This is a genomic window from Zhongshania marina, assembly GCF_002915595.1.
Classification (GTDB): domain Bacteria; phylum Pseudomonadota; class Gammaproteobacteria; order Pseudomonadales; family Spongiibacteraceae; genus Spongiibacter; species Spongiibacter marinus_B.
Genome location: NZ_PQGG01000026.1, coordinates 102,214 through 125,490 on the forward strand (window position 1 = coordinate 102,214; position 23,277 = coordinate 125,490).

Annotated in this window: 19 protein-coding genes and 1 pseudogene; 9 read left to right on the forward strand and 11 right to left on the reverse strand. The window is 50.9% G+C overall.

What is annotated here, in order from left to right:
• Nucleotides 1–14: 14 nt before the first annotated feature.
• Nucleotides 15–1,904: an ATP-binding cassette domain-containing protein gene (locus C0068_RS10860; RefSeq protein WP_103684518.1), complete on the forward strand. Its 1,890-nt coding sequence runs from the start codon at nucleotides 15–17 to the stop codon at nucleotides 1,902–1,904.
• A gap of 45 nt (nucleotides 1,905–1,949) precedes the next feature.
• Here C0068_RS10860 and C0068_RS10865 read toward each other — a convergent pair whose 3' ends face one another.
• A complete protein-coding gene (locus C0068_RS10865; protein WP_103684519.1) occupies nucleotides 1,950–2,609 on the reverse strand; it encodes a glutathione S-transferase family protein in 660 nt (219 codons plus the stop codon).
• A gap of 337 nt (nucleotides 2,610–2,946) precedes the next feature.
• Between C0068_RS10865 and C0068_RS10870 the strand changes: the two genes are divergently transcribed.
• The gene (locus C0068_RS10870) at nucleotides 2,947–3,564 is read left to right on the forward strand and encodes a class I SAM-dependent methyltransferase (protein WP_103684520.1); all 618 of its coding nucleotides are present in this window, start codon (nucleotides 2,947–2,949) and stop codon (nucleotides 3,562–3,564) included.
• Between the two features lie 99 nt (nucleotides 3,565–3,663).
• Here the strand turns inward: C0068_RS10870 and C0068_RS10875 are convergent, their stop codons facing one another.
• Both C0068_RS10875 and C0068_RS10880 read right to left on the reverse strand, forming a co-directional pair.
• Nucleotides 3,664–4,320, reverse strand: coding sequence for a 2OG-Fe(II) oxygenase (locus tag C0068_RS10875; RefSeq protein ID WP_199176157.1), 657 nt, complete (start codon nucleotides 4,318–4,320; stop codon nucleotides 3,664–3,666).
• Between the two features lie 81 nt (nucleotides 4,321–4,401).
• Nucleotides 4,402–5,274 carry a hypothetical protein gene (locus tag C0068_RS10880; protein ID WP_146047877.1) on the reverse strand — a complete coding sequence of 291 codons (873 nt, stop codon included), beginning with the start codon at nucleotides 5,272–5,274 and terminating at the stop codon, nucleotides 4,402–4,404.
• Nucleotides 5,275–5,390: 116 nt separating this feature from the next.
• Here C0068_RS10880 and argA point away from each other — a divergent pair, with 116 nt between their 5' ends.
• Both argA and C0068_RS10890 read left to right on the forward strand, forming a co-directional pair.
• The gene (gene argA / locus C0068_RS10885) at nucleotides 5,391–6,701 is read left to right on the forward strand and encodes an amino-acid N-acetyltransferase (protein WP_103684523.1); all 1,311 of its coding nucleotides are present in this window, start codon (nucleotides 5,391–5,393) and stop codon (nucleotides 6,699–6,701) included.
• Nucleotide 6,702: 1 nt separating this feature from the next.
• A complete protein-coding gene (locus tag C0068_RS10890; RefSeq protein WP_103684524.1) occupies nucleotides 6,703–7,440 on the forward strand; it encodes a 16S rRNA (uracil(1498)-N(3))-methyltransferase in 738 nt (245 codons plus the stop codon).
• An 8-nt stretch (nucleotides 7,441–7,448) separates the two neighbouring features.
• On the opposite strand, the gene C0068_RS10895 is transcribed toward C0068_RS10890, so the two are convergent.
• The 6 genes from C0068_RS10895 to pilG form a co-directional block, all read right to left on the reverse strand.
• A complete protein-coding gene (locus tag C0068_RS10895) occupies nucleotides 7,449–7,910 on the reverse strand; it encodes a chemotaxis protein CheW (protein ID WP_103684525.1) in 462 nt (153 codons plus the stop codon).
• The gene (locus C0068_RS10900) at nucleotides 7,907–13,180 is read right to left on the reverse strand and encodes an Hpt domain-containing protein (protein WP_103684526.1); all 5,274 of its coding nucleotides are present in this window, start codon (nucleotides 13,178–13,180) and stop codon (nucleotides 7,907–7,909) included. The genes C0068_RS10895 and C0068_RS10900 overlap by 4 nt, the downstream gene beginning before the upstream one ends.
• 108 nt (nucleotides 13,181–13,288) lie before the next feature.
• Entirely contained in the window at nucleotides 13,289–15,322 is a 2,034-nt protein-coding gene (locus C0068_RS10905; protein ID WP_103684527.1) for a methyl-accepting chemotaxis protein, read from the reverse strand.
• A gap of 98 nt (nucleotides 15,323–15,420) precedes the next feature.
• Entirely contained in the window at nucleotides 15,421–15,960 is a 540-nt protein-coding gene (locus C0068_RS10910) for a chemotaxis protein CheW (protein ID WP_103684528.1), read from the reverse strand.
• Nucleotides 15,961–15,992: 32 nt separating this feature from the next.
• Nucleotides 15,993–16,355: a twitching motility response regulator PilH gene (pilH, locus tag C0068_RS10915; RefSeq protein WP_103684529.1), complete on the reverse strand. Its 363-nt coding sequence runs from the start codon at nucleotides 16,353–16,355 to the stop codon at nucleotides 15,993–15,995.
• A gap of 101 nt (nucleotides 16,356–16,456) precedes the next feature.
• Entirely contained in the window at nucleotides 16,457–16,849 is a 393-nt protein-coding gene (gene pilG, locus C0068_RS10920; protein ID WP_103684530.1) for a twitching motility response regulator PilG, read from the reverse strand.
• A gap of 245 nt (nucleotides 16,850–17,094) precedes the next feature.
• Here pilG and gshB point away from each other — a divergent pair, with 245 nt between their 5' ends.
• From gshB to ruvX, 4 genes are all read left to right on the forward strand, one after another.
• The gene (gshB, locus tag C0068_RS10925; protein WP_103684531.1) at nucleotides 17,095–18,063 is read left to right on the forward strand and encodes a glutathione synthase; all 969 of its coding nucleotides are present in this window, start codon (nucleotides 17,095–17,097) and stop codon (nucleotides 18,061–18,063) included.
• Nucleotides 18,060–18,944 (forward strand): energy transducer TonB, encoded by an 885-nt coding sequence (locus C0068_RS10930; RefSeq protein WP_103684532.1) that lies wholly within the window; start codon nucleotides 18,060–18,062, stop codon nucleotides 18,942–18,944. The genes gshB and C0068_RS10930 overlap by 4 nt, the downstream gene beginning before the upstream one ends.
• A gap of 62 nt (nucleotides 18,945–19,006) precedes the next feature.
• On the forward strand, nucleotides 19,007–19,576 hold the full coding sequence (locus C0068_RS10935; protein ID WP_103684533.1) for a YqgE/AlgH family protein: 570 nt from the start codon (nucleotides 19,007–19,009) through the stop codon (nucleotides 19,574–19,576).
• A 16-nt stretch (nucleotides 19,577–19,592) separates the two neighbouring features.
• A complete protein-coding gene (gene ruvX / locus C0068_RS10940) occupies nucleotides 19,593–20,015 on the forward strand; it encodes a Holliday junction resolvase RuvX (protein ID WP_103684534.1) in 423 nt (140 codons plus the stop codon).
• Here ruvX and C0068_RS10945 read toward each other — a convergent pair.
• Together C0068_RS10945 and C0068_RS10950 are read right to left on the reverse strand one after the other, a co-directional pair.
• A complete protein-coding gene (locus C0068_RS10945; RefSeq protein WP_103684535.1) occupies nucleotides 20,012–21,172 on the reverse strand; it encodes a PilT/PilU family type 4a pilus ATPase in 1,161 nt (386 codons plus the stop codon). The genes ruvX and C0068_RS10945 overlap by 4 nt on opposite strands.
• Before the next feature lie 39 nt (nucleotides 21,173–21,211).
• A pseudogene (locus tag C0068_RS10950) lies at nucleotides 21,212–21,709 on the reverse strand (type IV pilus twitching motility protein PilT); the annotation flags it as partial.
• Nucleotides 21,710–21,763: 54 nt separating this feature from the next.
• Between C0068_RS10950 and C0068_RS10955 the strand changes: the two are divergent.
• Nucleotides 21,764–23,107, forward strand: coding sequence for an IS1182 family transposase (locus C0068_RS10955; RefSeq protein WP_103682823.1), 1,344 nt, complete (start codon nucleotides 21,764–21,766; stop codon nucleotides 23,105–23,107).
• Nucleotides 23,108–23,277 lie beyond the last annotated feature (170 nt).

The following is a 23,277-nucleotide window of genomic DNA, read 5'->3' on the forward strand; positions in this document are numbered from 1 at the left end:
AATCGCGCCCCATCATGATTGAACTCCAGAATCTTAGCTTACAACGCGGCGGCAAAGCATTGCTCGAATCGGCCGATCTGCGCGTGAACCCAGGTGAACACATCGCCCTTGTTGGCGCCAACGGCACCGGCAAATCCAGCCTATTCCAGCTAATGTGCGGCAAGCTTGTCCACGATAGCGGCGAGCTCTACATTCCCGCGCAATGGCAAATTGCCCAAATGCGCCAAGAGGTAGACGCCAGCGACCGCTGCGCCATTGAATACGTTATTGACGGCCACCACAAATTTCGCGACATCGAAGCGCAGATAGCCAATTGCAAGGACGACCATCGCCTTGCCGAATTACACGGCGAGCTAGACTTAATCAACGCCTATCAAATACGCAGCGACGCCGAACGCCTGCTCACCGGCCTAGGGTTTAAACTTGCAGAATTAGAGCGCTCAGTAAATGATTTTTCGGGGGGCTGGCGAATTCGCCTAAATTTAGCCCAAGCACTCATGTGCCCCTCTGACCTCATGCTACTAGACGAGCCAACCAACCACTTAGACCTCGACGCCAGTCTTTGGCTAGAACAGTGGCTACATCGCTATGAAGGCACCTTATTTTTAATTTCCCACGATCGCGACTTTATCGATGCCTGTTGCGATCACGTTGTACACCTTGAACGACAAACTCTAACGCGCTACCGCGGCAACTACACCGCCTTCGAACGCCAGCGCGGCGAGCGCCTAGCTCAGCAACAACAAGCTTTTGAAAAACAGCAAGTGGTTCGCGCCCATATGGAAGATTTTGTGCGCCGCTTCCGCGCCAAAGCGACCAAGGCAAAGCAAGCCCAAAGCCGATTAAAAGCACTAGAGCGGATGGCCGATATTGCACCGGCACATATCGACTCGCCCTTTAATTTCCGTTTTTATGAGCCCAAGCAGTTCTCAGACCCGCTGCTGTCGCTATCGCAATCAACTTTGGGCTATAACAGTCCCATTCTCAATAATATCAATATCAGCATTCACCCCGGTACTAGGCTGGGGTTACTGGGCGCCAATGGTGCCGGTAAGTCAACGCTAATGAAAACCTTGGCCGGCGCACTACAGCCCATTAGCGGCGAGCGCCAACAGGGTGAACACCTGCACATGGGCTACTTCCATCAGCACCAATTGGAATCCTTGGATTTAAGTGCCAGCCCCATCCTGCAGTTACAACGTCTGCGTCCCGACGCCCGCGAACAGGAGATTCGCAATTTCATTGGCGGATTTAATTTTCACGGCAAACACGCGGAGCAAAGTTGCGAGAATTTTTCTGGCGGCGAAAAAGCCCGCCTCGCCCTTGCCATTATCGTCTGGCAGCGCCCAAATATGTTGCTGCTAGATGAGCCTACCAACCACCTCGACTTAGAGATGTGTCATGCGCTAACAAGCGCCCTGCAGAATTTTGAGGGCGCGGTTATCCTCGTCAGCCATGATCGCCATTTGCTACGGAATACCGTGGATGAGTTTTTATTGGTCGATGCAGGACAGGCCCAGCCCTTCGACGGCAGCCTAGAAGACTATCGCCACTGGTTACTCAATCGCGACAAAAGCGCGCCAAATAGCAACGAGCCCACGACTACAGACGCACCCTTAGTCGACAAAAAGCAAGCTCGCCAACAAGCCGCTGCCCGCCGCGCCCAACTCGCACCACTTACATCAAAGCTCAAAAAATTAGAGCAAAGCATGCAGAAGTTTAGCGAGCAATTAGCGCGTATAGAAGAGCAGCTTTCAGACACTAGCCTGTACGAAGAAAGCAATAAAGAAAAATTAAAAAAGTTGCTGAGCGAGCAGGCTACGCTGCGAGAACAAAACGACGATACCGAGGAGCAGTGGCTAGCAATTCAAGAAGAGCTAGAGGCACTAGAAACCGAGATATAAACCCAATAAGCGAACAGCCGGTGAAGCTGTTCGCTTATTAATTTATTAAGCCTTAGCCTTCACCGCCTCTAAGAATGCCGCCATCCCGTCTTGCATCGCTTTATCTAATTGCTGAGAAATCTCCGCCGACGCCATCATATCGTCCCACTCACGAAGACCTGGCACCTCCCCTCGCACATCCCACTGGTAAATCGCTTGGGTTGCCAATTTGCAGGTCAATAGTGAGTAGCGCAACACCACATCTGCCATTGTCATGACTTCGCCGAAGACATACGGGGCTGGCTTAACTAACTGCGCCAATGCCTGACAACCCTTTGTAATCGTTTCACGGACTTCGGCTTTAATCTCGGCACTCACAGGCTTTCCGGCAAGGACTTCCGGAAATAATCGACGGGCGGGCAACTCAAAATATAATTCTGCAATTTTCATTAATTCAGCCATTTTTGCCCGCTGCCAATCATCGCCAGCTAACAATGGCCGAGCAGGATAAGCCGCTTCAATATAATTCAGAATGACACTGGTCTCAGCCAAAAAACCATGCTCGGTCTCTATGCATGGCACTTTACCCATTGGGCTCTTAGCGTTGTAAGCAGGGTCCATACCCGGAAAGGTCAATACCTCTTCAAACTCAACGCCTTTGTGCAGCAAGACATGTTTGACCATATTGAAATAATTACTAACGGCAAAACCGTATAATTTGAGCATGGCTAATTTTCCTATTCACTTTTATTGTGGTTCGCCCACTAGGGCCTAATCACACTATTTGCATTCTCACTGCCGCCATAAAAAGCGAGGCAATTTAGGAATTGTCGTTTGATCACCCCAAACATGACGAACAACAACAGGCAGCGTTTTTCGTCACAAGACCAAGGTCATTGTTATCGCCACTCAATAGTATGAAGGCGTAGTATACGCAGCATTTAATTAGCAACACCAGACGATATATTTCAACACCAAAAGCAAAGCTGACAATATGGTAAGTTGCCGCCAAGACTGAAGTTGGCTACTGTTCCTGCACTTAATTTTAAGCATTGAGACATTAATGAATATTACACTCCCCATAGATATGACTGAGATTAAAGGCTTTTTAGCCGACGACGAAGCACAGGCATTATATGAGCAGGCATTGTCCGTGGCAGAGCGCGGCCCAGTCTTAGAAGTGGGAAGTTATTGTGGCAAATCAACCATATATTTAGCACTGGCCTGCCAGCAGAAAAACAACGTGGTTTTTGCGGTAGACCACCATGTCGGCTCAGAAGAACATCAGCTCGGCGAAATGTTTCACGACCCGGAACTCTACGACGCAAGTGAGGGCCGCTTCGACACCTTCAAAGAGTTTCGCCGTAATATTCGCCGCGCCGGCCTAGACGACACCGTCGTCCCCATCGTCGCCACCTCAGAGGTGAGCGCTAGACACTGGCACACGCCGCTCGCAATGGTTTTCATCGACGGCGGCCACAGTCTTGATGCCGCCCTTTGCGACTACCGCTGCTGGGCAACAAAAATTATTAGCGGCGGCATACTCGCCATTCACGACCTATTTCCCGCACCAGAGGAGGGCGGTCAAGCGCCCTACGCCATTTACAAAATGGCATTAGCTTCGGGATTATTTGAACCCGTCGCGAGGGTGAATACACTAGGGCTTTTGCGCCGGCTTTAAGCGATGCCAATAATCTAGGGCAGTGTAAAAAAGATGGATTACGCAGCTAGCTAGGCCTTACAAAAAATATAAGACCAGCATTTTCTCGGGGCGAATCAGCTACTGCGGGGGATCGATATGTGGACCAAGATTGGTATTTACCCGAAACCAACCCGCTATGCTGTAACGCAGCCGACTTGCCGTTGTGACTTCGTGGGGGAAGCGGTCACTCAGAAATACCACCAAGGTGCCCATCAGGGGGGATATTTTGGCGATGGGTTCGACACTGTCTTCGTACATCACCAAATGCCCGCCATCATCAACGGCCCAATTGGGGTTTAAATAGAATACGGTGGACAACACGCGATTCGTGCGCCCCTTAAAGGCATCTACATGCTTTTTATAAAATGCACCGGGCATATAGCGAGCGAAATGACATTCGTAGTCGAATAGCCCCATAAATAGGCGCCGATTCAGGCCTACCCGCAGTTTTTCCATCCACGCTAAATACTGTGCCTCGACCTCATCACCAGAACTCAACCAGCGAATTTCGTCATTGCGCACAAAGGGGTTGAGTTGGAATTCGGCGGCGCGCCCCACGCCTGCTGGGCGAAAAACATCATCTTCAAAGCTGGCGATACGCGTAAACAATGCGTCGCTAATGCCAAGAGGTAAAGCGGCAGGCAGGACTATATAACCCGTTTCCGTCAGGGCGTCAGCGATGCTATCGAAAATACGCTCGCTATCTATATCAGATAATAGTAATTCAGCTTCCACCGGACAGCCCCTGAAAAAAGCTGCATATTTACCCTTAACCGGGTCGCTGTCACTAATTAATTTTTATTAATTAGTGAGCCATTATTTTAAGTGCCGAAGGGCGACCAATAGATCCGGAATAAACTGCAAATAGCTGCCGTACTGCCATAGCTGGGTAGAAATAGAGGGACGTAATTCTCGCTCCACCTGATCGATTAATCGGTGCAGTCGGCTCCGCCCCCGCACACGATTTACGCCAAGTTCGATAAGGGGTGCTACGAGCGGCGTTGCAATGACCATCGCCGCAAAACCCGCTAACACACCGCTAAGTGCAACCCAGCCAGGCACACCAAACCATCCCGCCCACAGAGCAGCCCACGCGCTTTGCTGGCTAAGATATAAACTGCTAGCCGCTGACATGCCGATCATTGAGGCGCTGCCAAAGGCAATTTTGTCGCTCACGCCACGCCCAAGTAAGCCCACACCTAAAAATAACAATAAATCCCTACTGCTATCTTGCTGCAAGCCCATTTGCGCTACCGCAGCTTGCAGCCGCTTAGCGGCTAGCTCACTGTCGTAGGGCGCTAACGCCAAACGTAAGTTTTCAATGTCGCCCTGCTGATAATCAGGATGAGTACGCAGCTGCTGGAACAAAAGCTCCTGCAATCCAGCCAAGTCTAAAACCTGCTGAGACAATATGGTGGCTATCGCCTGCTCTTTGCCTGTCAGCTGCCTGTATGCCGGCGCACCCCGCTGCCCCACACGGCGCAGCAGCCGCCACAAAGCGCGGGGAATATTCATTAAATCAGCGGGGATATCCGCCTTATTCTGCCAATGCCTAGCCACTACCGCTGAAAAGGTCTCGAAATAGCGTTTATGCACCTCATCAACCCGCCCGTGGGCCGCGGCAAAATGATCCGCTATTGCCGATTCCAAGCCGGCCTGCCAATGCAGCTCGGCATCACTCATTCCCATATCACTTATTTTCCAGTCACAGCTCGCCCAGCGATATAAAGCTTACAAAAATGGCTTGTAAGCCTATGACATTACACACAAAATGAAGGCTTAAACTCATAACACATACCGCTGCCATGTCAGAACATACCGATTACGTAAAATGGTTTCGCAACTCTGCACCCTATATTAACGCTCACCGCGGAAAAACATTTGTGATTATGTTTGGCGGCGAGGCAGTTGCGCATCCCAACTTTGCCAATATTGTGCATGATATCGCCCTTCTCAACAGCCTTGGCGTAAAACTCGTGCTGATTCACGGCGCACGTCCACAAATTGAAGATCGGGTTAGAAACGCCGGCATCGAAAGTCGCTACCACAATGACTTGCGTGTCACTGACGATGTCGAACTCCGTTGCGTCACCGACGCCGCAGGGTCATTACGCGCCCACATTGAAGCACTGCTATCGATGGGGGTGGCGAACTCCCCCATGCACGGCGCATCCATTCGGGTGTGCTCGGGTAATTATGTTACCGCTAGGCCCATTGGCGTAGTCGATGGCGTCGACCTACGCCACACCGGAATAGTTAGAAAAATTGACGCGCAGGCATTGCAGCAACAACTTAATCAGCAACATATTGTGGTGCTATCGCCGCTCGGTTATTCACCTACTGGTGAAATTTTTAATCTCACCGCAGAGGATGTCGCGGTGCACACCGCCGTCGCCCTTAAGGCCGACAAATTAATTTTATTCACCGCTGACGCCGGCCTACTCGACAGCGATGGGGAATTAATACGGCAATGCGAATACCGTGATGTTGATCGTGAAGTAGAACAGCAAAAAGCACTGCACAGTGACAGCATTGTGCAGGCAGTAGTCGACGCCGGAGACTTAGGCATTAATCGCTGCCATATGATTTCTTTCCAAGAAGACGGCGCCCTGCTGCAGGAGCTCTTTAGCCGCGACGGCGCCGGTACGCTCATTACCCAAGAACACTATGAGCAATTTAGAACCGCGAATATCGATGACGTTGGCGGCCTGCTCGCCATTATCGAGCCCCTAGAGGCTAAGGGCGTTTTGTTAAAGCGTTCGCGGGAATTATTAGAAAACGAAATTGAACACTTTAAAATTCTAGTTCGGGACGGCATGGTCGTCGCTTGCGCAGCACTCTATCCCTACCCCGAACAAAGCAGCGGCGAAATCGCCTGCGTGGCAACCCACCCAGATTATCGCGGTGCCGATCGCGCAGAACGGCTACTAGAACTGTTAGAAAAAGAAGCGCGTAGAATAGGCCTACATTCCGTGTTTGTGTTAACCACGCAAACCGCCCACTGGTTCCAAGAACAGGGCTATGTGGAATGCCAAATTGACGACCTGCCACCGGCTAAAAAGCAGCTATACAATTTTCAACGCAAATCCAAAGCATTTATTAAGACGCTAAATTAATATGCGTATACCCCGAATTTATGTTGAACAAAGCCTAAGCCTCGGCCAACAATTAACGCTAGACGAACGCGCTGCACACTATGTTGCGCAGGTTCTTCGTATGCGCGCCGGTCGCGAACTTATTTTGTTTAATGGCGACGGTAGCGCCTACCCCGCCACCATTAGCGAAGCCGGCAAAAAGGCCGTTGTCTGCGAACTCGGCGACAAAACCCTTCCGGCGTCGCCACCCTCACCACTGAATATTGAACTTGCCATTGGCATTTCTAAAGGTGACCGCTTTGACTGGGTGATTCAAAAAGCGACCGAGTTAGGTGTACGCAAAATTACGCCGCTGTTTACCCAGCGTGTCGATGTAAAACTTAGCGGCGAGCGGCAGGAGAAAAAACAGCGTCACTGGCAGCAAATCATGATTAGCGCCTGCGAGCAAAGTGGCCGCAATGATTTAGTCGAAATCAGCGATGCCTGCAATATAAACGACTGGTGTGCGAATTTAGGCAAACACTTAAAGCTGGTACTTTGCCCCAGCCTAAACGATCACAACTTTAAAGAAAATATTGCAGCAGAAAATATAAGCTTGTTGGTTGGACCTGAGGGCGGACTCAGCGATGAAGAAATAGCTTACAGCCTTAAGCAGGGCTTTCAGCCACTGCAATTAGGCCCGAGGGTATTACGAACCGAAACCGCGCCCATTGCAGCTATCAGTATTGTGCAGTATCGCTGGGGCGATATGGGCTGGTAATTAGCGCCTCACAAAGCGGCTAAAATTTCTTGCTCTAGAGCATCCCAATCGGGAATCATTAACGCCATATCACCCGCTCGAACATGACTGTGAATCAGCGGGTTTGCCTCTACATCCAGCGGCGTTATGTCACTTGCTCGCAGCCTAAGCATGCGCGGCACACCACTTAAAACCAATCCGAAGAAAGGCATTTTTTGTCGATTCGTAATGCCGTGCAAAATGGCCATTTGCCGCAACGGCAAATCGTCGGGCAAACTTCCGCTTAGCAAACCTTCAAAGCTAATTAAGGGAATTTCCTGCTCGCGCCAGGTCATATAGCCCAATAAAAATGGCGACGACACCGCCGAGCTTAACTGCCCAGCCAGTATTACCTCCGCCACCGCCGAGTTCGGCAGCAATAGGCCGCTTTTCGACAAAGGTAGAATAATATTTGCCAGCACTGTTGATGGCGCTTCTGCTACTGTACTCATGCATCCACCAAGCCAGAGGTCACTTCGTCAATCGCCTTTAATAACTGAATCTCTTGGTAAGGTTTACCAAGGAAATTATGCACGCCTAAGCCGAAGGCTCGCTGACGATGCTTTTGACCGGTACGAGAGCTAATCATAATAATCGGAATATCTTTCATCCGCGGATTGCTGCGCACACGGCTCGCCACTTCGAAACCATCCATGCGCGGCATTTCTATATCTAGCAAAATAACATCGGGTAGACGTTGGCTATCTTGCAATTGACTCACCGCGTCTACACCATCACGCGCCAGTAACACCTCCATATGCTGCCGAGCCAATAGCCGCGAGGTCACCTTTCTTACCGTTACGGAGTCGTCGACGACCATTACCAAACGACTGCTCTTTCTGGCGATGGCAGTTTGCGCCGGAGCTTGATTTCCCGCCAAGCGACGCGCCATATCGGCACGAATACTCGCCAACATATCTAAAATAACAACAACGCTACCATCACCCAATACCGTTGCCCCAGACAATCCAGGTACTGCAGCAAATTGTGGTCCCAAGGTTTTCACTACCACCTCGCGCGAGCCCAATAGCGAATCAACCTGTATCGCCGTCGGCGGCTCGGCGTTACGAATTAGCAATACAGGGCGCGACTCGAGCTGCCCCTCTAAATGGGCAACGCGACCTGCATCTAATAAATTACCCATATAGCGCAATTTATATTGCTGCCCCGCGTACTCAAAGTCTGGGCCACCCTCTTGATAATACACATCAAGCTCGTAGGGATTTACCCGCACAATACCTTCTATATTATTTAAGGGCACCGCAAAAATTTCGCCGCCAACGCTGACCATCAAGGCGCGGTTTACAGACACCGTAAAGGGCAGACGAATTTCAAAACGCGAGCCTCGACCGGCTTCCGTTTGAATTTCGATAGCGCCGCCGAGCTGTTTTATCTCACTTCTAACAACATCCATGCCCACACCACGACCAGAAATTTGGGTGATGTTTTTAGCCGTACTAAAGCCTGCATGGAAAATATAATCTAGCAACTGACGTTCACTAAGCTCATCGTCGGCAGTGATTAACTCTAACTCTTCTGCACGCCGGCGCACTGCTTGTAAGTCGATCCCTGCACCGTCGTCACTGATCACGATAACAACATCGCCACCTTGGCGACCAAAGCGCATACTAATTTCGCCAATCGCGGGTTTCCCCGCCGCCTCACGAACCTCAGGCGACTCAATACCATGGTCGATTGCGTTGCGAAGCATATGCTCCAGCGCAGGCACAATTCGCTCTAAGACGCGGCGGTCCATTTCGCCTTCGGCGTTATAAACATTAAACTCAACCGGCTTATTTAGCTCACTACCAATCTGGCGAACCCCGCGTCGCAACCTGGGTACCATGCGCGAGAAATGAACCAGCTGCGAACGCATTAAGCCCTCTTGCAACTCAGTATTCACCCGCGACTGCTGAACTAACAAGGTTTCCATGTCGCGACTTTTTTCTACCAAGGTACCGCGCAAATCGGTTAAATCGGAAGCTGACTCAAGCAAAGAGCGGGACAGCTGTTGCAGCTGTGAATAGCGGTCAAATTCCAATGGATCAAAACCGTCAGCCCCTTCGCTTTCAACCTGTTCTTGACGGAAAATAATTTGTGCTTCCGTTTCAATATCTAAACGCCGCACTTGTTCCTGCAAACGCTCAACGGTGATTTCCATCTCCTCCAAGGAGAAGTGAATTTCACTTACCTGCTCTTCAACACGGCCCCGGGCAATAGACGTTTCACCAGCCAAATTGATTAAACGTTCCAATAACTGCGACGGCACTTTAATCATTTCTTGCGGCGTAACTTTCGCCATCGACGAGGCCAAAGACGTTTCGTCACTGTCCGCATTTACATCGGTATGAGCAGGCTTTATTTCTTGTTTAGCAGCTAACTCGACAGGGACTTCTTCATCATCGCTAGCAGCCTGACCAGTATCAGCAAGAAGCTCTTCCTCTGCACTATTAGCTAAAGTCGGATCATCTATCGCCGCAACGCAATTCACTAATTGATCTTGATAGGACTGAACCAGCTTAAAAAAGTCTTCGCTTTGGGTATTACGCTGTGCAACCGCTGAGGCGATAGCCGTTTCAAAATTATGACTAAGATCGCCAACTGCATTAAGCCCAGACAGTCTGGCCCCACCTTTTAAGGTGTGTAAATAGCGCTGAATATTATCGAGATGTGCCCACTGGTCCCGGGTGCCCGACCAGTGGTGAATTGACTCGTCAATACTCTCTAATAAATCTGCAGCTTCTTCTAAAAATATTTCTAGTATTTCAATATCAATACCGTCGCCCAGAGGAGCTGGCTCAGGCTGATCCTCAACAATTGGCGTCGATGCAAATTGAATTGCCTCACTCGCACTTAAATCGACGTTGCGAACCCGATCAAGTAAGTCACTATTTTCAACGACAGTCTGCTCAGCGGCTAACTGATTTAAATAATCCATCAGCTGTTCTAAGGCTTCAAACACCAAGCCGGTAAACTTACTTGGCAGCGGATCGGTGGCGTGGCTCAACAGTACCTGCAAGGCCTGTGCAAGCTCAGCCACTGCCTCACAATTGATGTCTTCTGCGCGCTGGGCAAACACACCCATCGTCGGCGCGTACTCAACCAAGGTAAGTGCCGCAACCTCTCTTTGCTCGCTAAGCAGGTCGAGCAAACCTTGAACACTGTCGCTGTGATTCGCTAAAAATGCATCTAAGGCGCCTGCGGACAATTCCCCGCGAGCGCCGCGATCTACGGCAAACTCAGCTTCATGAATAAGCTGCACAGACAGGGAGTTAATAGAAGACAGAAGAGTTTTAGGTGTATGCAATGCCGACACCGGCGTGTCCACCAACTGCTTAACCATAAGGCGCACTTGACGCACAACATCGGAAATTAGCGCCAACAAACTTTCGCCAGCCGGCACTCGCATAGAGCGCAGCTCTTTAACCAAGCCCTCTAAGGGCGTAATAATATTTGCCACCGGCCACACTTCGGCCATTTTTGACGAGCCTTTTAGGGTGTGCAAGGCGCGCTGTACTTCGTCAGTTAATTTCGCAGGATAGCTATCTACACTCTCAATATAGGCCTCAAGCACACGCAAATGCGTATCTGCCTCTCCCATAAAAATAGCTGTTAAGCCGTCCTCATCAACACGGGAACCAAGATTGGATTGTGGAATTTGCTCCTGTGCCAAGGCCCCCGCAAAGGTCATTAGACCATCAACCGACGAGGCGGGAAGTTCACGCCCCTCAGCAAGGGCGGCAAGCATATCGGGCAGCAGCGCAGTGACGTTTTCGACTAGCTGCAATCGCGCGTCGTCCATCACAAAGTGGCTATCCACCACTTTATTCAGCATCGCCTCAACCGACCACGCCAATTCGCCTAGTTGCGTTGCCCCAGCCATACGACCGCTGCCCTTCAAGGTATGAAAGGCGCGGCGAACAACCGCTAAATAATCGTCGGAATCCAGTCGCTCCTGCCAAATAGCTAGCGTTTCATTTAGCAGCGCCAATACCTCGTGCGCCTCTTCGAGAAAGACCTCAAGAATATCAGGATCTAACTCCAACACTGCACCGGCATTTTCCGCTGCAGCCATGTCGTCAGCCTTGTTGGGCCACTGCAATATATTCGCCGCCGCCGGCAAACCCACCACGGGATAACCCAAGCGGGCCACGCAATCTTGCGCCCCTTTTAATAGGAATTCGTCATCATATTGCCGACCGTTGCTGCTGCGCTCGAGATAATAATCCACCGAGGTTAAGGCGTCGGCCAAGGCATCTAGTGCCTGCCAGTCCGGCACTAACTGCTGAGAAATAATATTCGTCGAAATATAATTTGCGCAGCTCTCCAAAATCGCCGCTGGGGCAGTAAAGTCAGCGGGCCGCATCAGCTCCGCCAAGCCCTGCAATTGCTGGGGTGTATCTTGTAGGTGCTTGCTCTGCCACTGTTCTGACACATAGGCGATAACCGCCTCTTGCGCATCAAACAACACCGAGCGACTCTGGGCGATAACATCCCGCAGACTAAGCGCTTCCTCTGGGGCTGCAATCTGCGGCGCTTCCACCGCCGTTGCCGAGGGCACTTCAAGGCGCTCGGCTATGCGCTGCAGTGAGTTGGCAACCGCCTGCATCTGCTGACCCACCAAGCCCTGCTGAACCTGTTCAACTATCGCCTTTAATGAGTACAGCGATTCAACCCACGCTAACACCGCTAAAGCATCGGCAATCCCTTCGCAACGCTGCAGAAGCAAATCATTGTCGCCAACCGCACTCGCCGCCAATTGCAATTCTGCAATCACCGCTGGCCGCGCCAACTCAGCAAAATCTTGGCCGGCCCCGCTATTGGCAACAGCTGTATCAAATAAAGCCGCTAAGCCGTGTTTGTCACGCTCTTCTTTTATGTAGCGCGACGATGCCGAACTGCTGGCAATATAAAATAAAATATCTTTTAACAGAGGTAGGGACACCGCATTCTGTGCGGCGGGCTGGCCGCCCTTAAGCAGCTTTTGCAGCTCAATTCCCAAACGGCTGAGCAAATCCCGAATGGCAAAATGATGAGCAATGGATTCGTTTAATAAACCTTCTATTAACGCCAGCGCTGATGACCACAAGACCTGCTGCGCCTGCTCACTGCAGAGCTTGGCCGCACGCCCAGCTACTTTGCCTAGGTACACCAAATTCTGCTTATCGTCGTCGCCACGCAAATAGCCCTGCAAGGCTATTTGATACATCTTCAGCAGCTTGCCGGCCAAGTCATTGAATGACTGTGGCGAAACATTTGAGGCCTCAGCTAGCGCTGCGGGTTCTAAATTTAATGGGGGATTAAATAATACTGACGAGGATAGCAATGCCTGACGATTTGCCGCGCGCAGGTCATTAAAAATCATAATCAATGAGGCCGGCAGTTCACTCTTACTAGCGCCAAGCCTTTGCAAATACGCCGGTAACTCATCCGCGCTGTTCTGCACCGCACTCAACACATCGCGCTGACGATCCGCAGCATAGGAAGCTGCGCTAACCGCCAGTACGCTGCGTTCCATTTCTTCGACCAGCAGCGCAGCGCCGCTAAACTCAATCATCCGCAAGCTGCCCTGCACTTGGTGCAGCAACGTCGTCACTTGATTTAATGACGTGTCGTGGCCATTTTGCAGAAAATCATCAATGAGCGGCACACACTGACCTAGCGCGTCGGAAATTTCTCCGGCGACCCACTCAAGCGCAATATAGTCTCGGCGATCAGTCATGTTGATTAACTCTAAATTCCCTTTTCATTTCCGCAGTGCCACCGCAACTGGCAGCAACTGGGCAAGCTGAATCGTGTTTGCTAGTCACTGCGGCAGCGGCAAAGGTAATCAGAGTTGCTGCTCTGGCAGCGTGAAACCCGCTACCGAGCTACGCAAATCATTGGTCATTTCGGCCAGTGCCCCGATAGATCTGGCGGTTTCAGTTGAGCCGGCAGACGTTTGCGAGGTAATTTGCTGAATGACCTGCATCGTTGACGAAATTTGTCCCGCCGACACGGCCTGATCCGCCGCCGCGCTAGAGATGTTTTGAATCAGCTCCGCCAGTTCCTGCGATACCGTTTCGATTTCGGTCAAGGCGGTACCCGCATCCTGTGCGAGGCGCGCCCCGCGAACAACCTCAGAGGTGGTTTGCTCCATCGAGATAACGGCTTCGTTGGTGTCTGACTGAATGGTTTTTACTAGGGCTTCAATCTGCTTCGTCGCACCGGATGAACGCTCTGCAAGACGCTGAACTTCGTCCGCAACAACCGCGAAGCCTCGACCGGCGTCACCCGCCATCGACGCCTGAATCGCAGCGTTTAGTGCCAGAATATTGGTTTGGTCAGCAATATCATTAATCAGCGAGACGATATCCCCGATCTCCTGCGAAGACTCACCAAGACGTTTAATACGCTTAGAGGTTTCTTGAATCTGCTCACGAATATTGTCCATGCCTTTGATGGTATTTTGCACCACCTCAGCACCGGTATTAGCGATGGCAACCGAGCGCTGTGCAACCGTTGCGGACTCCCGCGCGTTTGAAGATACGCGATCGATGGTTTGCGCCATCTCTGAAATTGCCGCCGACGCCCCTGCAATCTCTTTTGCCTGACTCTCAGAGGCCTGCGCCAAGGTTAAGGCGGTAGACTGGGAGCTCTGCGCCGCAGAAGATACCTCTACTGCGGTTTCGTTTATCTGCGATACCAATACCCGCAATTGGTCGATGGTGTAGTTGATCGAGTCTGCGATAGCACCGGTAAAATCTTCTGTTACCGTCGCCGATGTTGTTAAGTCACCGTCTGCAAGGTCGGCCAACTCATCGAGTAAACGTAAAATTGCTGTTTGGTTTCTTTCGTTCGCGTCCGCTGTTTCCCGCAGCCGCATCCGTGTATTGCGCATCGACTGCCACGCTAATACCGTGAGGCCAAACAATATTATCCCCACAAAAATCAAAGCGCTGACGACGGACAGTGGGCGCTTGTCGGATAATTTTGCAATTTCTGAGGACAGCTTGCTCGTCACCTGAGTGATTTCCGGCACGGTCTCAGCAATCAGAATTGCCGCTTCAGATGATTTTAATAACTCTGGCGAAACCTCAAAAATATTCCCCATCGAACCACTTAATTGCTGGAAGGACCCAGCAATAGCAGCCAAAATTGCCTGTGCTTTGGCATTGCTGATACGCTCAACGCCAATCGCACTATTACCCTGCAACATGCCATTCAAGACCGTGCCAAATTCGCTGGCATCAACGGTGAATTGCTCCGCTGCCTGTGTCGCCGCATCGCCGCCGCCGATCATTTTATCAACATGGCGGCCAATTCGTTCCGCCAACCATGACTGGCGCTGAGCAATAGCGACCTGCTTAGCATCTGCGCCGCTTTTTAATAAAATATCTACCACTCTATTATTGTTTTGCTGTAAGTCCGGCAACTGCTGATTTAAATTTTCAGCAACTTGGTACAGGAAAACGATTTTCTCACTATTGCCCGTGATGGTGTCCGAAGCGCTATCTACCTGCGCCCACAGAACATTTAGGCGGTCTATATCACTACCCAACATTGCCGCTGGCGACGGCAGTTTTTTGCTGCCATTTACTAACTGGCTTCGAGCTTGTTCAAAATTGCGCTGAGCTCGAGCCAAAGCATCAAAACTGGCCTTATCACCCAGCGCGGCCTCCCGCGAGGTATTCGCGATCTGCTGTGCGTACAAGCGCATTTCACTAGTCAGCTCTAGGTAACGCTGATCGTAGTCGGCGTCTCGTAAAATAATATAGGTGTTTAATCCGGCACCAACGAAACCCGCCAAAATAACTATAACGAGAAGACTCACAACCCGGCTGGTTCGCAATCGTGCGAGTGCGCCTTGATTACCTGCTTTCATTTACCGAACTCCCAGTGCTGGTATTTGATATTAAAACCGCCACACGAATCATTGCTGCCTTTCCGTGCCAAAGTTTCATATTGTGTTTTACTCCGAGCTTATGCTGCTACGGTATAAAAATTATTGTCTTCTATTAATTGTGCAGGCCTAAATACCGCCCACTGGCGCTGCCCATGCTGATAACTTCCCTGCACATATTTCGCAAAAGAGTCGCTTTGCAGGCTGGATTCTAAACGGTAGGTTTCGGCGTCAAAATGCTGCATACCGTACACATCATCAACAATAAGGCCTAAATAAATATCGCCTTTTTCAATAACGAGAACCCGCCGCTGACGCTGATCAAGCCCGGCGCGCACGCCGAGAAACGCCGTTAAATCCACTAGCGGCAGCAAGCGCCCCCGCACATTTGCCACGCCACGTACCCAAGCCTTCACTCCCGGTAAACGAGTAGCCGCAGGCTCGGTTAAGACTTCTGCTATATCGTCCATCGCCGTTACACAGTACTGCTCGCCAATACGAAAACCGATGCCACTCCAGGTAATCACATGATTGTCGCGGGCACTCGGCAGGGCGCTAAAACCTGCTTGAAACCGCGCGGCGAGATTTTGCAAATAATCAAATGGCATGGCGCTAGACATAAATCATCCAAAGTCGGGGCATCTAGCCACGCTTAATTAAGTACCGCATCAATGGCCTTTAAAAGACCTTTGCTGTCGACCGGCTTTGTTAAGTAACCCTTAGCACCTTGGCGCTGTCCCCACAGACGATCGGTCTCTTGATCTTTAGTGGTCACAATAATGACGGGGATACCGCTGGTGTCGGGATCGCGACTTAGCTGGCGAGTCGCCTGAAAGCCGTTCAAGCCCGGCATGACAATATCCATCAACACCACATCAGGCATCTGTGTCTTAGCAATATCTAGGCCTAACTCGCCACTTTCCGCTGTTAAAACTTCATAGCCATTTTTACTAAGAATCTCTGAAATCTTAAAAATTTCAGTTGGGGAGTCATCAACAATAAGAACCCGTGGCATTTTCCTTCCTCATCGATAGCACTATAGCTGTGGCGCATAATATGGCCGCGAACCGATCATAAAGACCGATCCACCATTTACTTCACTTGGCAAAACGCAAATTAAACGTGCGCAACGTGTACGTGGTTCTGAATTGCCTCAAGCAATTCACCTTTACTAAAAGGTTTGGTCAGGTATTGATCCGACCCGACGATACGGCCCTTGGCTTTATCGAACAAGCCGTCTTTGCTAGACAGCATAATCACCGGCGTAGACTTGAATTCAGTATTATTTTTAATCAAGGCGCAGGTTTGATAGCCGTCTAAGCGTGGCATCATAATATCGACAAAAATGATATCGGGCCTAGTATCAGCAATTTTTGCCAAGGCGTCAAAGCCATCCACGGCGGTAACTACCGTGCAGCCCTCTTTGGCTAGCAATGTTTCAGTGGTGCGACGAATTGTTTTGCTATCGTCGATAATCATAACTTTCAGATCGGAAAAATTAACTTCCATAAGAATGAGTAACCTTATAAGGCTTGCGTATGAATGCGCTAACAATCCAGTGTCTTATCGCACGGTGTTGGTTTTTTTACCACGTAAAGCGGGCTGACACCATCATCCAGTGACATCAGTTAAGCAAAATCGCGCGAATAGGCAAACTTTCATTGTTTTTACGGTATTCTATGGTCGGTAATTATTAACGCAGTCAGGCCAGAGAACAAAGCCTATTTGCAAGGTTTTAGGACACAGGTATCAAAATGACAATTCGCCTTGGCGTAGTGATGGACCCCATCGAGAACATCGCCTACAAAAAAGACTCGACCCTCGCCATGCTCTGGGCGGCTTCCGCGCGGAACTGGGACATCAGCTATATGACCCCAGCCGACCTTTATGTCAGTGACGGGCAGGCCCGCGCCTCAAGCCAAGCCCTTCAAGTATTTAAAGATCCCGCGCATTTCTACGAGCTAGGCGACAAACACGATATTAAACTGGGCGAGCTCGACGTCATTTTGATGCGCAAAGATCCACCCTTCGACAATGAGTTTCTCTACGCAACCCATATTCTGGAGCTGGCAGACAAACAAGGCGCCTGGGTGGTGAACAAACCCAGCAGCCTGCGCGACTGCAATGAAAAGCTCTTTGCACTGCAGTTTCCCCAATGCGGCCCAATCCATCTGGTTAGCCGCGACCAAGCGCGGTTGCGCGCCTTTCACGCCGAGCACGGCGACGTCATCATGAAGCCGCTAGACGGCATGGGCGGCAGTTCTATTTTCAGATTAAAACCCGATGACGCCAATGTTGGCGTCATTCTCGAAACACTGACCAATCACGGCCAGACCACCATCATGGCGCAGGTATATTTGCCGGAGATTCGCGACGGTGACAAACGTATTCTGCTGATTGACGGCGAACCGGTTCCGTATTGCTTAGCCCGCATCCCCGCCAAGGGTGAAACCCGTGGCAATCTTGCCGCCGGCGGAACTGGCCGCGCCCAGCCGCTGAGTGACGCTGACCGCCGCATTGCCGCAGAAGTCGGCCCGGTTGCTCGCGCAAAAGGTCTATTATTTGTCGGCCTAGACGTTATCGGTGACTCACTCACCGAAATTAACGTCACCAGCCCAACCTGCATTCGCGAGATCGACACCCAGTTTGGCACCGATATCGGCGGTCAGTTAATGGACTGCATCGCCGCCAGACTCAGCGAAGCCAAGCAAGCTCGTTCATGAATACAGTGGCGACATCGTTTACAGACAATCAAGCCCCGCCCGACCGGCTGGGCTTTATTATTGCGGTCGCCACCGCCATGCATCTCGCCGTCATCCTCGGCATCACCTTTGCGCCGCCCGAAGCCCACGTAAAATTACCTAGCCTAGAAATCACCCTGGCCCAATACCAAAGTAATACCGCACCAGAGAATGCCGACTATCTAGCGCAATTCGACCAAGTCGGCAGCGGCAGCTTAAAAGAGAAGGCTGAACTCAGTACCACTGCCCAGAGTGACTTTCATGACAACACCCTGCGCGAGGAAGAAGCTCTAAAGTTGGCCAAGTCGGTGCCAGACAATGTTGGCAGCACCCTTCTCAGTACAACAGCCGCCGCAGCCCGCAGCAGCAAGCCCCAACAAACCCGCATGCTCCACCAGCGGCAACCCTGGGAAGGCAGCGACGACAGCAGTCAGCTCAGTGAAAATATTTCTGCACTGGAAGCCCAGCTTGAGCAGCTCAATCAAAATTATGCGCGCATGCCACGCCCCAAATTTATCACCTCGGTCGCGACCAAGGGCTCGCCCGATGCGCTGTATTTAAACCGCTGGGAGAAACGAGTAGAAACCGTGGGCAATGCTAATTACCCCGAAGAAGCTCGAAAGCTGGGTATTGAAGGCGAACTGCGCCTTTTACTCCTACTCATGCCCGACGGCAGAATAGACGAGGTGCGCATTCTCAGCAGCTCCGGCAACCCCATATTAGATCGCGCCGCCCACCGAATTGTGCGCTTAGCGGCCCCCTACGAAGCCATACCTAGCGACGTACTGGATGGCAAAAATCGTCTCGGCATCGTTCGCACATGGCGCTTTGAGCGCCAATCCCTCAAAACCAATCAAAGCTAAATTTTGCCGCTAAAATCAGCTTGCGGCTTGTGTTTGCAATAATTTCACCGATACTTAGAACCATGACCAATACCACATTCCCATCACTCAAGAATCACTTTTTGATTGCGCTGCCTGCGCTCAAAGACGGGATTTTTACCCATAGTATTACGTATCTGTGTGAGCACGACGAGCACGGCGCGATGGGCATTATTATTAACCGTCCCCTCGACATGGCGGTAGATGAAATACTTGAACAGCTAGAGTTAGACGGCCATATATATAGTCATCAGCAACCTGTCTACGCTGGCGGCCCCGTGCATACAGATCGCGGATTTGTGCTGCACCGCCGCGATGGCAAACATTGGGACGCCAGTGTCGATGTCTCTGACTCCGTAACCCTCACCACATCCCTAGACATTCTCAATGCCATTGCTCGGGATTGCGGTCCGCGCCAAAGCCTTATCGCCCTCGGCTACGCCGGCTGGGATGCCGGCCAACTTGAAGAAGAACTGCAGGACAATGCGTGGATTACCGTCGCCGCCAGCGACCATGTTCTCTTCGATGTCGCCGCCGAAGACAAAGTCGATGCGGCCCTCGCCATTCTCGGCATCAATTTCTCGCAAATCGCGCCAGATAGCGGCCACGCTTAAGGAATATTCCCGCCCCATGAGCAACACACCCAAAACTCTGCTCAGCTTTGACTTTGGTCTGCGATGGATAGGCTGCGCGGTGGGCCAAACCCTAACCGGCACCGCAAGCCCCCAGGCCTCCCTGCAGGCCAAAGACGGCATTCCGCGCTGGGAAGATATCGACAAGTTAATGGCCGAGTGGAAACCCGATGCGGTGGTGGTTGGGCTACCGCTCAATATGGACGGCAGTGTGTCGGAAATGTCGCAGCGAGCAAAAAAATTCGGCAACCGTATTCACGGCCGTTTTGGCATCGCGGTGCACTTTGCCGACGAACGTCTGAGCAGCTTTGAAGCCCGTGGCGACATCATCGACGACACCGGCTCCCGCGACTTCAAAAATCAGTCCGTAGACAGCCGCAGCGCCGCGATTATTTTAGAGAGTTGGATGCGCCAAACTTAACGCCGATAACCGCCCCGACCCGGCGGCTTACTATTGGGATGATCGTCCTGCATTGTTAATCCGCCCGCCATTCTCCGCATCTGCTCTGGGTTATTGTCAGCACCCAGTTTAATAAGCAGACGCAAATCATTGGCAGAATCCGCGTGGGCAATCGCGTCTTCGTAGGTGATTTCACCGGCGACGTATAAATTATAAAGCGCCTGATCAAAAGTCTGCATGCCCTGCTCGGTAGACTGACGCATTAAGTCTTTTACCGCCGCCACATCACCTTTGCGAATTAAATCCGAGGCCAGCGGAGTATTCAGTAAAATCTCTACACAGGCGCGGCGGCCTTGACCGTCGCGGGTCGGAATGAGCTGCTGGGCAATCATCGCCTTCAGGTTTAATGACAAGTCCATCCACAGCTGCGGATGCCGCTCAGCGGGGAAAAAGTGCAAGATACGATCGAGGGCTTGGTTGGCATTGTTCGCATGTAGGGTGCACAAACACAAATGTCCGGTTTCTGCGAAGGTAATCGCTTGCTCCATTGTTTCGCGGCTACGCACCTCACCAATCATAATGACATCTGGCGCCTGCCGAAGCATATTTTTCAAAGCCACCTCAAAGGATTCGGTGTCGATACCGACTTCGCGCTGGGTCACAATGCAGCCACGGTGCTGATGCACAAATTCAATGGGATCTTCTACAGTAATAATATGACCGCGCGAATTCTCATTGCGATGCCCTATCATCGCCGCCAGCGAGGTCGATTTACCCGTGCCCGTCGCGCCAACAAAAATAATTAGCCCGCGCTTGGTCATTGCCAAGTCCTTTACCTGCTCAGGCAAACCCAATTGATCTGTTGTTGGAATATTCGTCTCAATCCGACGCAATACCATGCCGACTAAATTGCGCTGATAAAACGCACTCACCCGAAAACGGCCGATGCCGCGCGCGCTGATCGCAAAATTACATTCTTTATCCCGAACAAACTCGCGGCGCTGCTGATCATTCATTACCCCCATCACCACTTCGCGGGCTTGCTCAGGGCTAAGGGTGTTGCTGCTCACCGGTAGCAGCTGGCCATTCACTTTAATAGATGGCGCAACACCCGCAGAAATAAACAAATCCGAGGCGCCTTTTTCCTGCATAATTCTTAGCAGTTTTTCAATTTCCAATGGGTGACTCCTTAGGGCGTTGCGGCAATGCTAGCAAGATCAAAAATTTTCTGGGAAACGCGCTTTTAGACGCGCAGCATCGCGGCTAATAAGACGCTTCTGCAGTAAATTTTTCAAACACTGATCCATAGTTTGCATCCCCACTGCAGCGCCAGATTGAATGGCGGAATACATCTGCGCCACCTTATCTTCACGAATTAGGTTACGAATTGCGGGGGTGCCAATCATAATTTCATGAGCGGCTATCCGACCGCCCTCCGGCTTTTTCAGCAGGGTTTGTGAAATAACGCCCTGTAGCGACTCGGACAACATCGAGCGCACCATCGCTTTTTCTTCACCGGGGAACACGTCCACCACCCGGTCAATTGTTTTTGCCGCAGAGGTGGTATGCAGGGTGCCAAACACCAAATGCCCCGTCTCTGCCGCTGTCAGGGCCAGGCGGATGGTTTCTAAATCCCTAAGCTCACCAACCAAAATAATATCGGGGTCTTCACGCAGAGCCGAGCGCAACGCCTCATTAAAACCGTGGGTATCACGGTCAGACTGCTGACAAAGTCCTCGCCAAAGCGCGAGGATTTTTTATAATGGGGCATGCTAAATACTCGACCGCAAACCCAATCCTCGATGGAGTTCGTCTGTATTGACGAGCTAGTCCCCTCAGACCACCTGCTGCGCAAAGTCGATAAACATATCGATTTCAGCTTTATTCATGATCTCGTCAAAGATCTCTACTGTGCTGATAACGGGCGACCAGCTTTAGATCCAACACTACTCTTTAAGATGTTGTTAGTTGGCTACTTATTCGGTGTTCGCAGTGAGCGCCAGCTGGTTCGCGAAGTGCAAGTGAACGTCGCTTATCGTTGGTTTTTAGGTTTAAACTTAACGGACAAAATCCCAGATGCCTCTACATTTAGTCAAAATCGTCGCAGGCGGTTTAATGAGTCAGGTGTATACCAACAAATCTTTGATGAAATCGTTTTGCAGGCAATATCAAAACGACTGGTATCAGGAAAGCACCTCTTCACCGACTCGACCCACCTAAAAGCCAACGCCAATAAACACAAGAAAACCAAAGTTCAGGTCGCCGCCTCTCGTCAAGATTACATGGATGCGCTTGATAGCGCTGTAGAGGAGGACAGATTACGCCACGGAAAAAAGCCGTTAGCGCCGACAACGAAAGCGCCAGTCACCAGAGAAATAAATAAAAGCACTACCGACCCCGACAGTGGCTACATGGTACGAGATGAAAAGCCTAAAGGGTTCTTTTACTTAGATCATCGAACAGTCGATGGTAAATGCAACATCGTTACCGATGTTCACGTTACGCCGGGGAATATCCATGACAGTGTGCCTTACCTGAAGCGGCTAGACCGGCAAATTAAGCGCTTTGACCTACCAGTAGAAGCAGTAGGACTAGATGCGGGATACTTCACCTCAGCCGTTTGTAAAGGCATTGAAGATCGAGGACTGTACGGTGTAATGGGCTATCGCCGCCCCACGCATAAGAAAGGTTATTTCTACAAACGTGAATATCAATACGATGCCGATAGCGATACCTACAAGTGCCCAGCGGGTCAACAGCTCATCTATAAAACCACTAATCGGGAAGGTTACCGCCACTACCAGTCAGATCCACGTATTTGCCAACACTGTGAGCATCTATCACGCTGTACCAGGAACGCAAAGCAGGTAAAAACGGTTACCCGCCATGTTTGGGAAGCGAGCAAGGAGCGGATTAATCAGCACAGGCTAACATCAGAAGGGAAAGTTATTTATAAGAGGCGAAAAGAAACCGTTGAGCGAAGTTTTGCAGATGCAAAACAGCTTCATGGTTACCGCTATGCACGTTATAAAGGATTAAACCGTGTTCAAGGCCAATGTTTATTGGTAGCTGCCGCCCAAAACATTAAAAAGATAGCACTGATGGCAGCGTAGGCCATTTTGTCGTTTAAAACCTCTGAATTAGCACCCTAAAAGCCGACTAGAAGGCGATTTAAGCACCTTGGTGATTAATTTGGGGAATCGCCTAAATTCTATGCCTGTGTGAGAACGAGCCGTAGAAACGACAAACCCCAGTAAAAATACGGGGGTTTGTCAGGGATCTG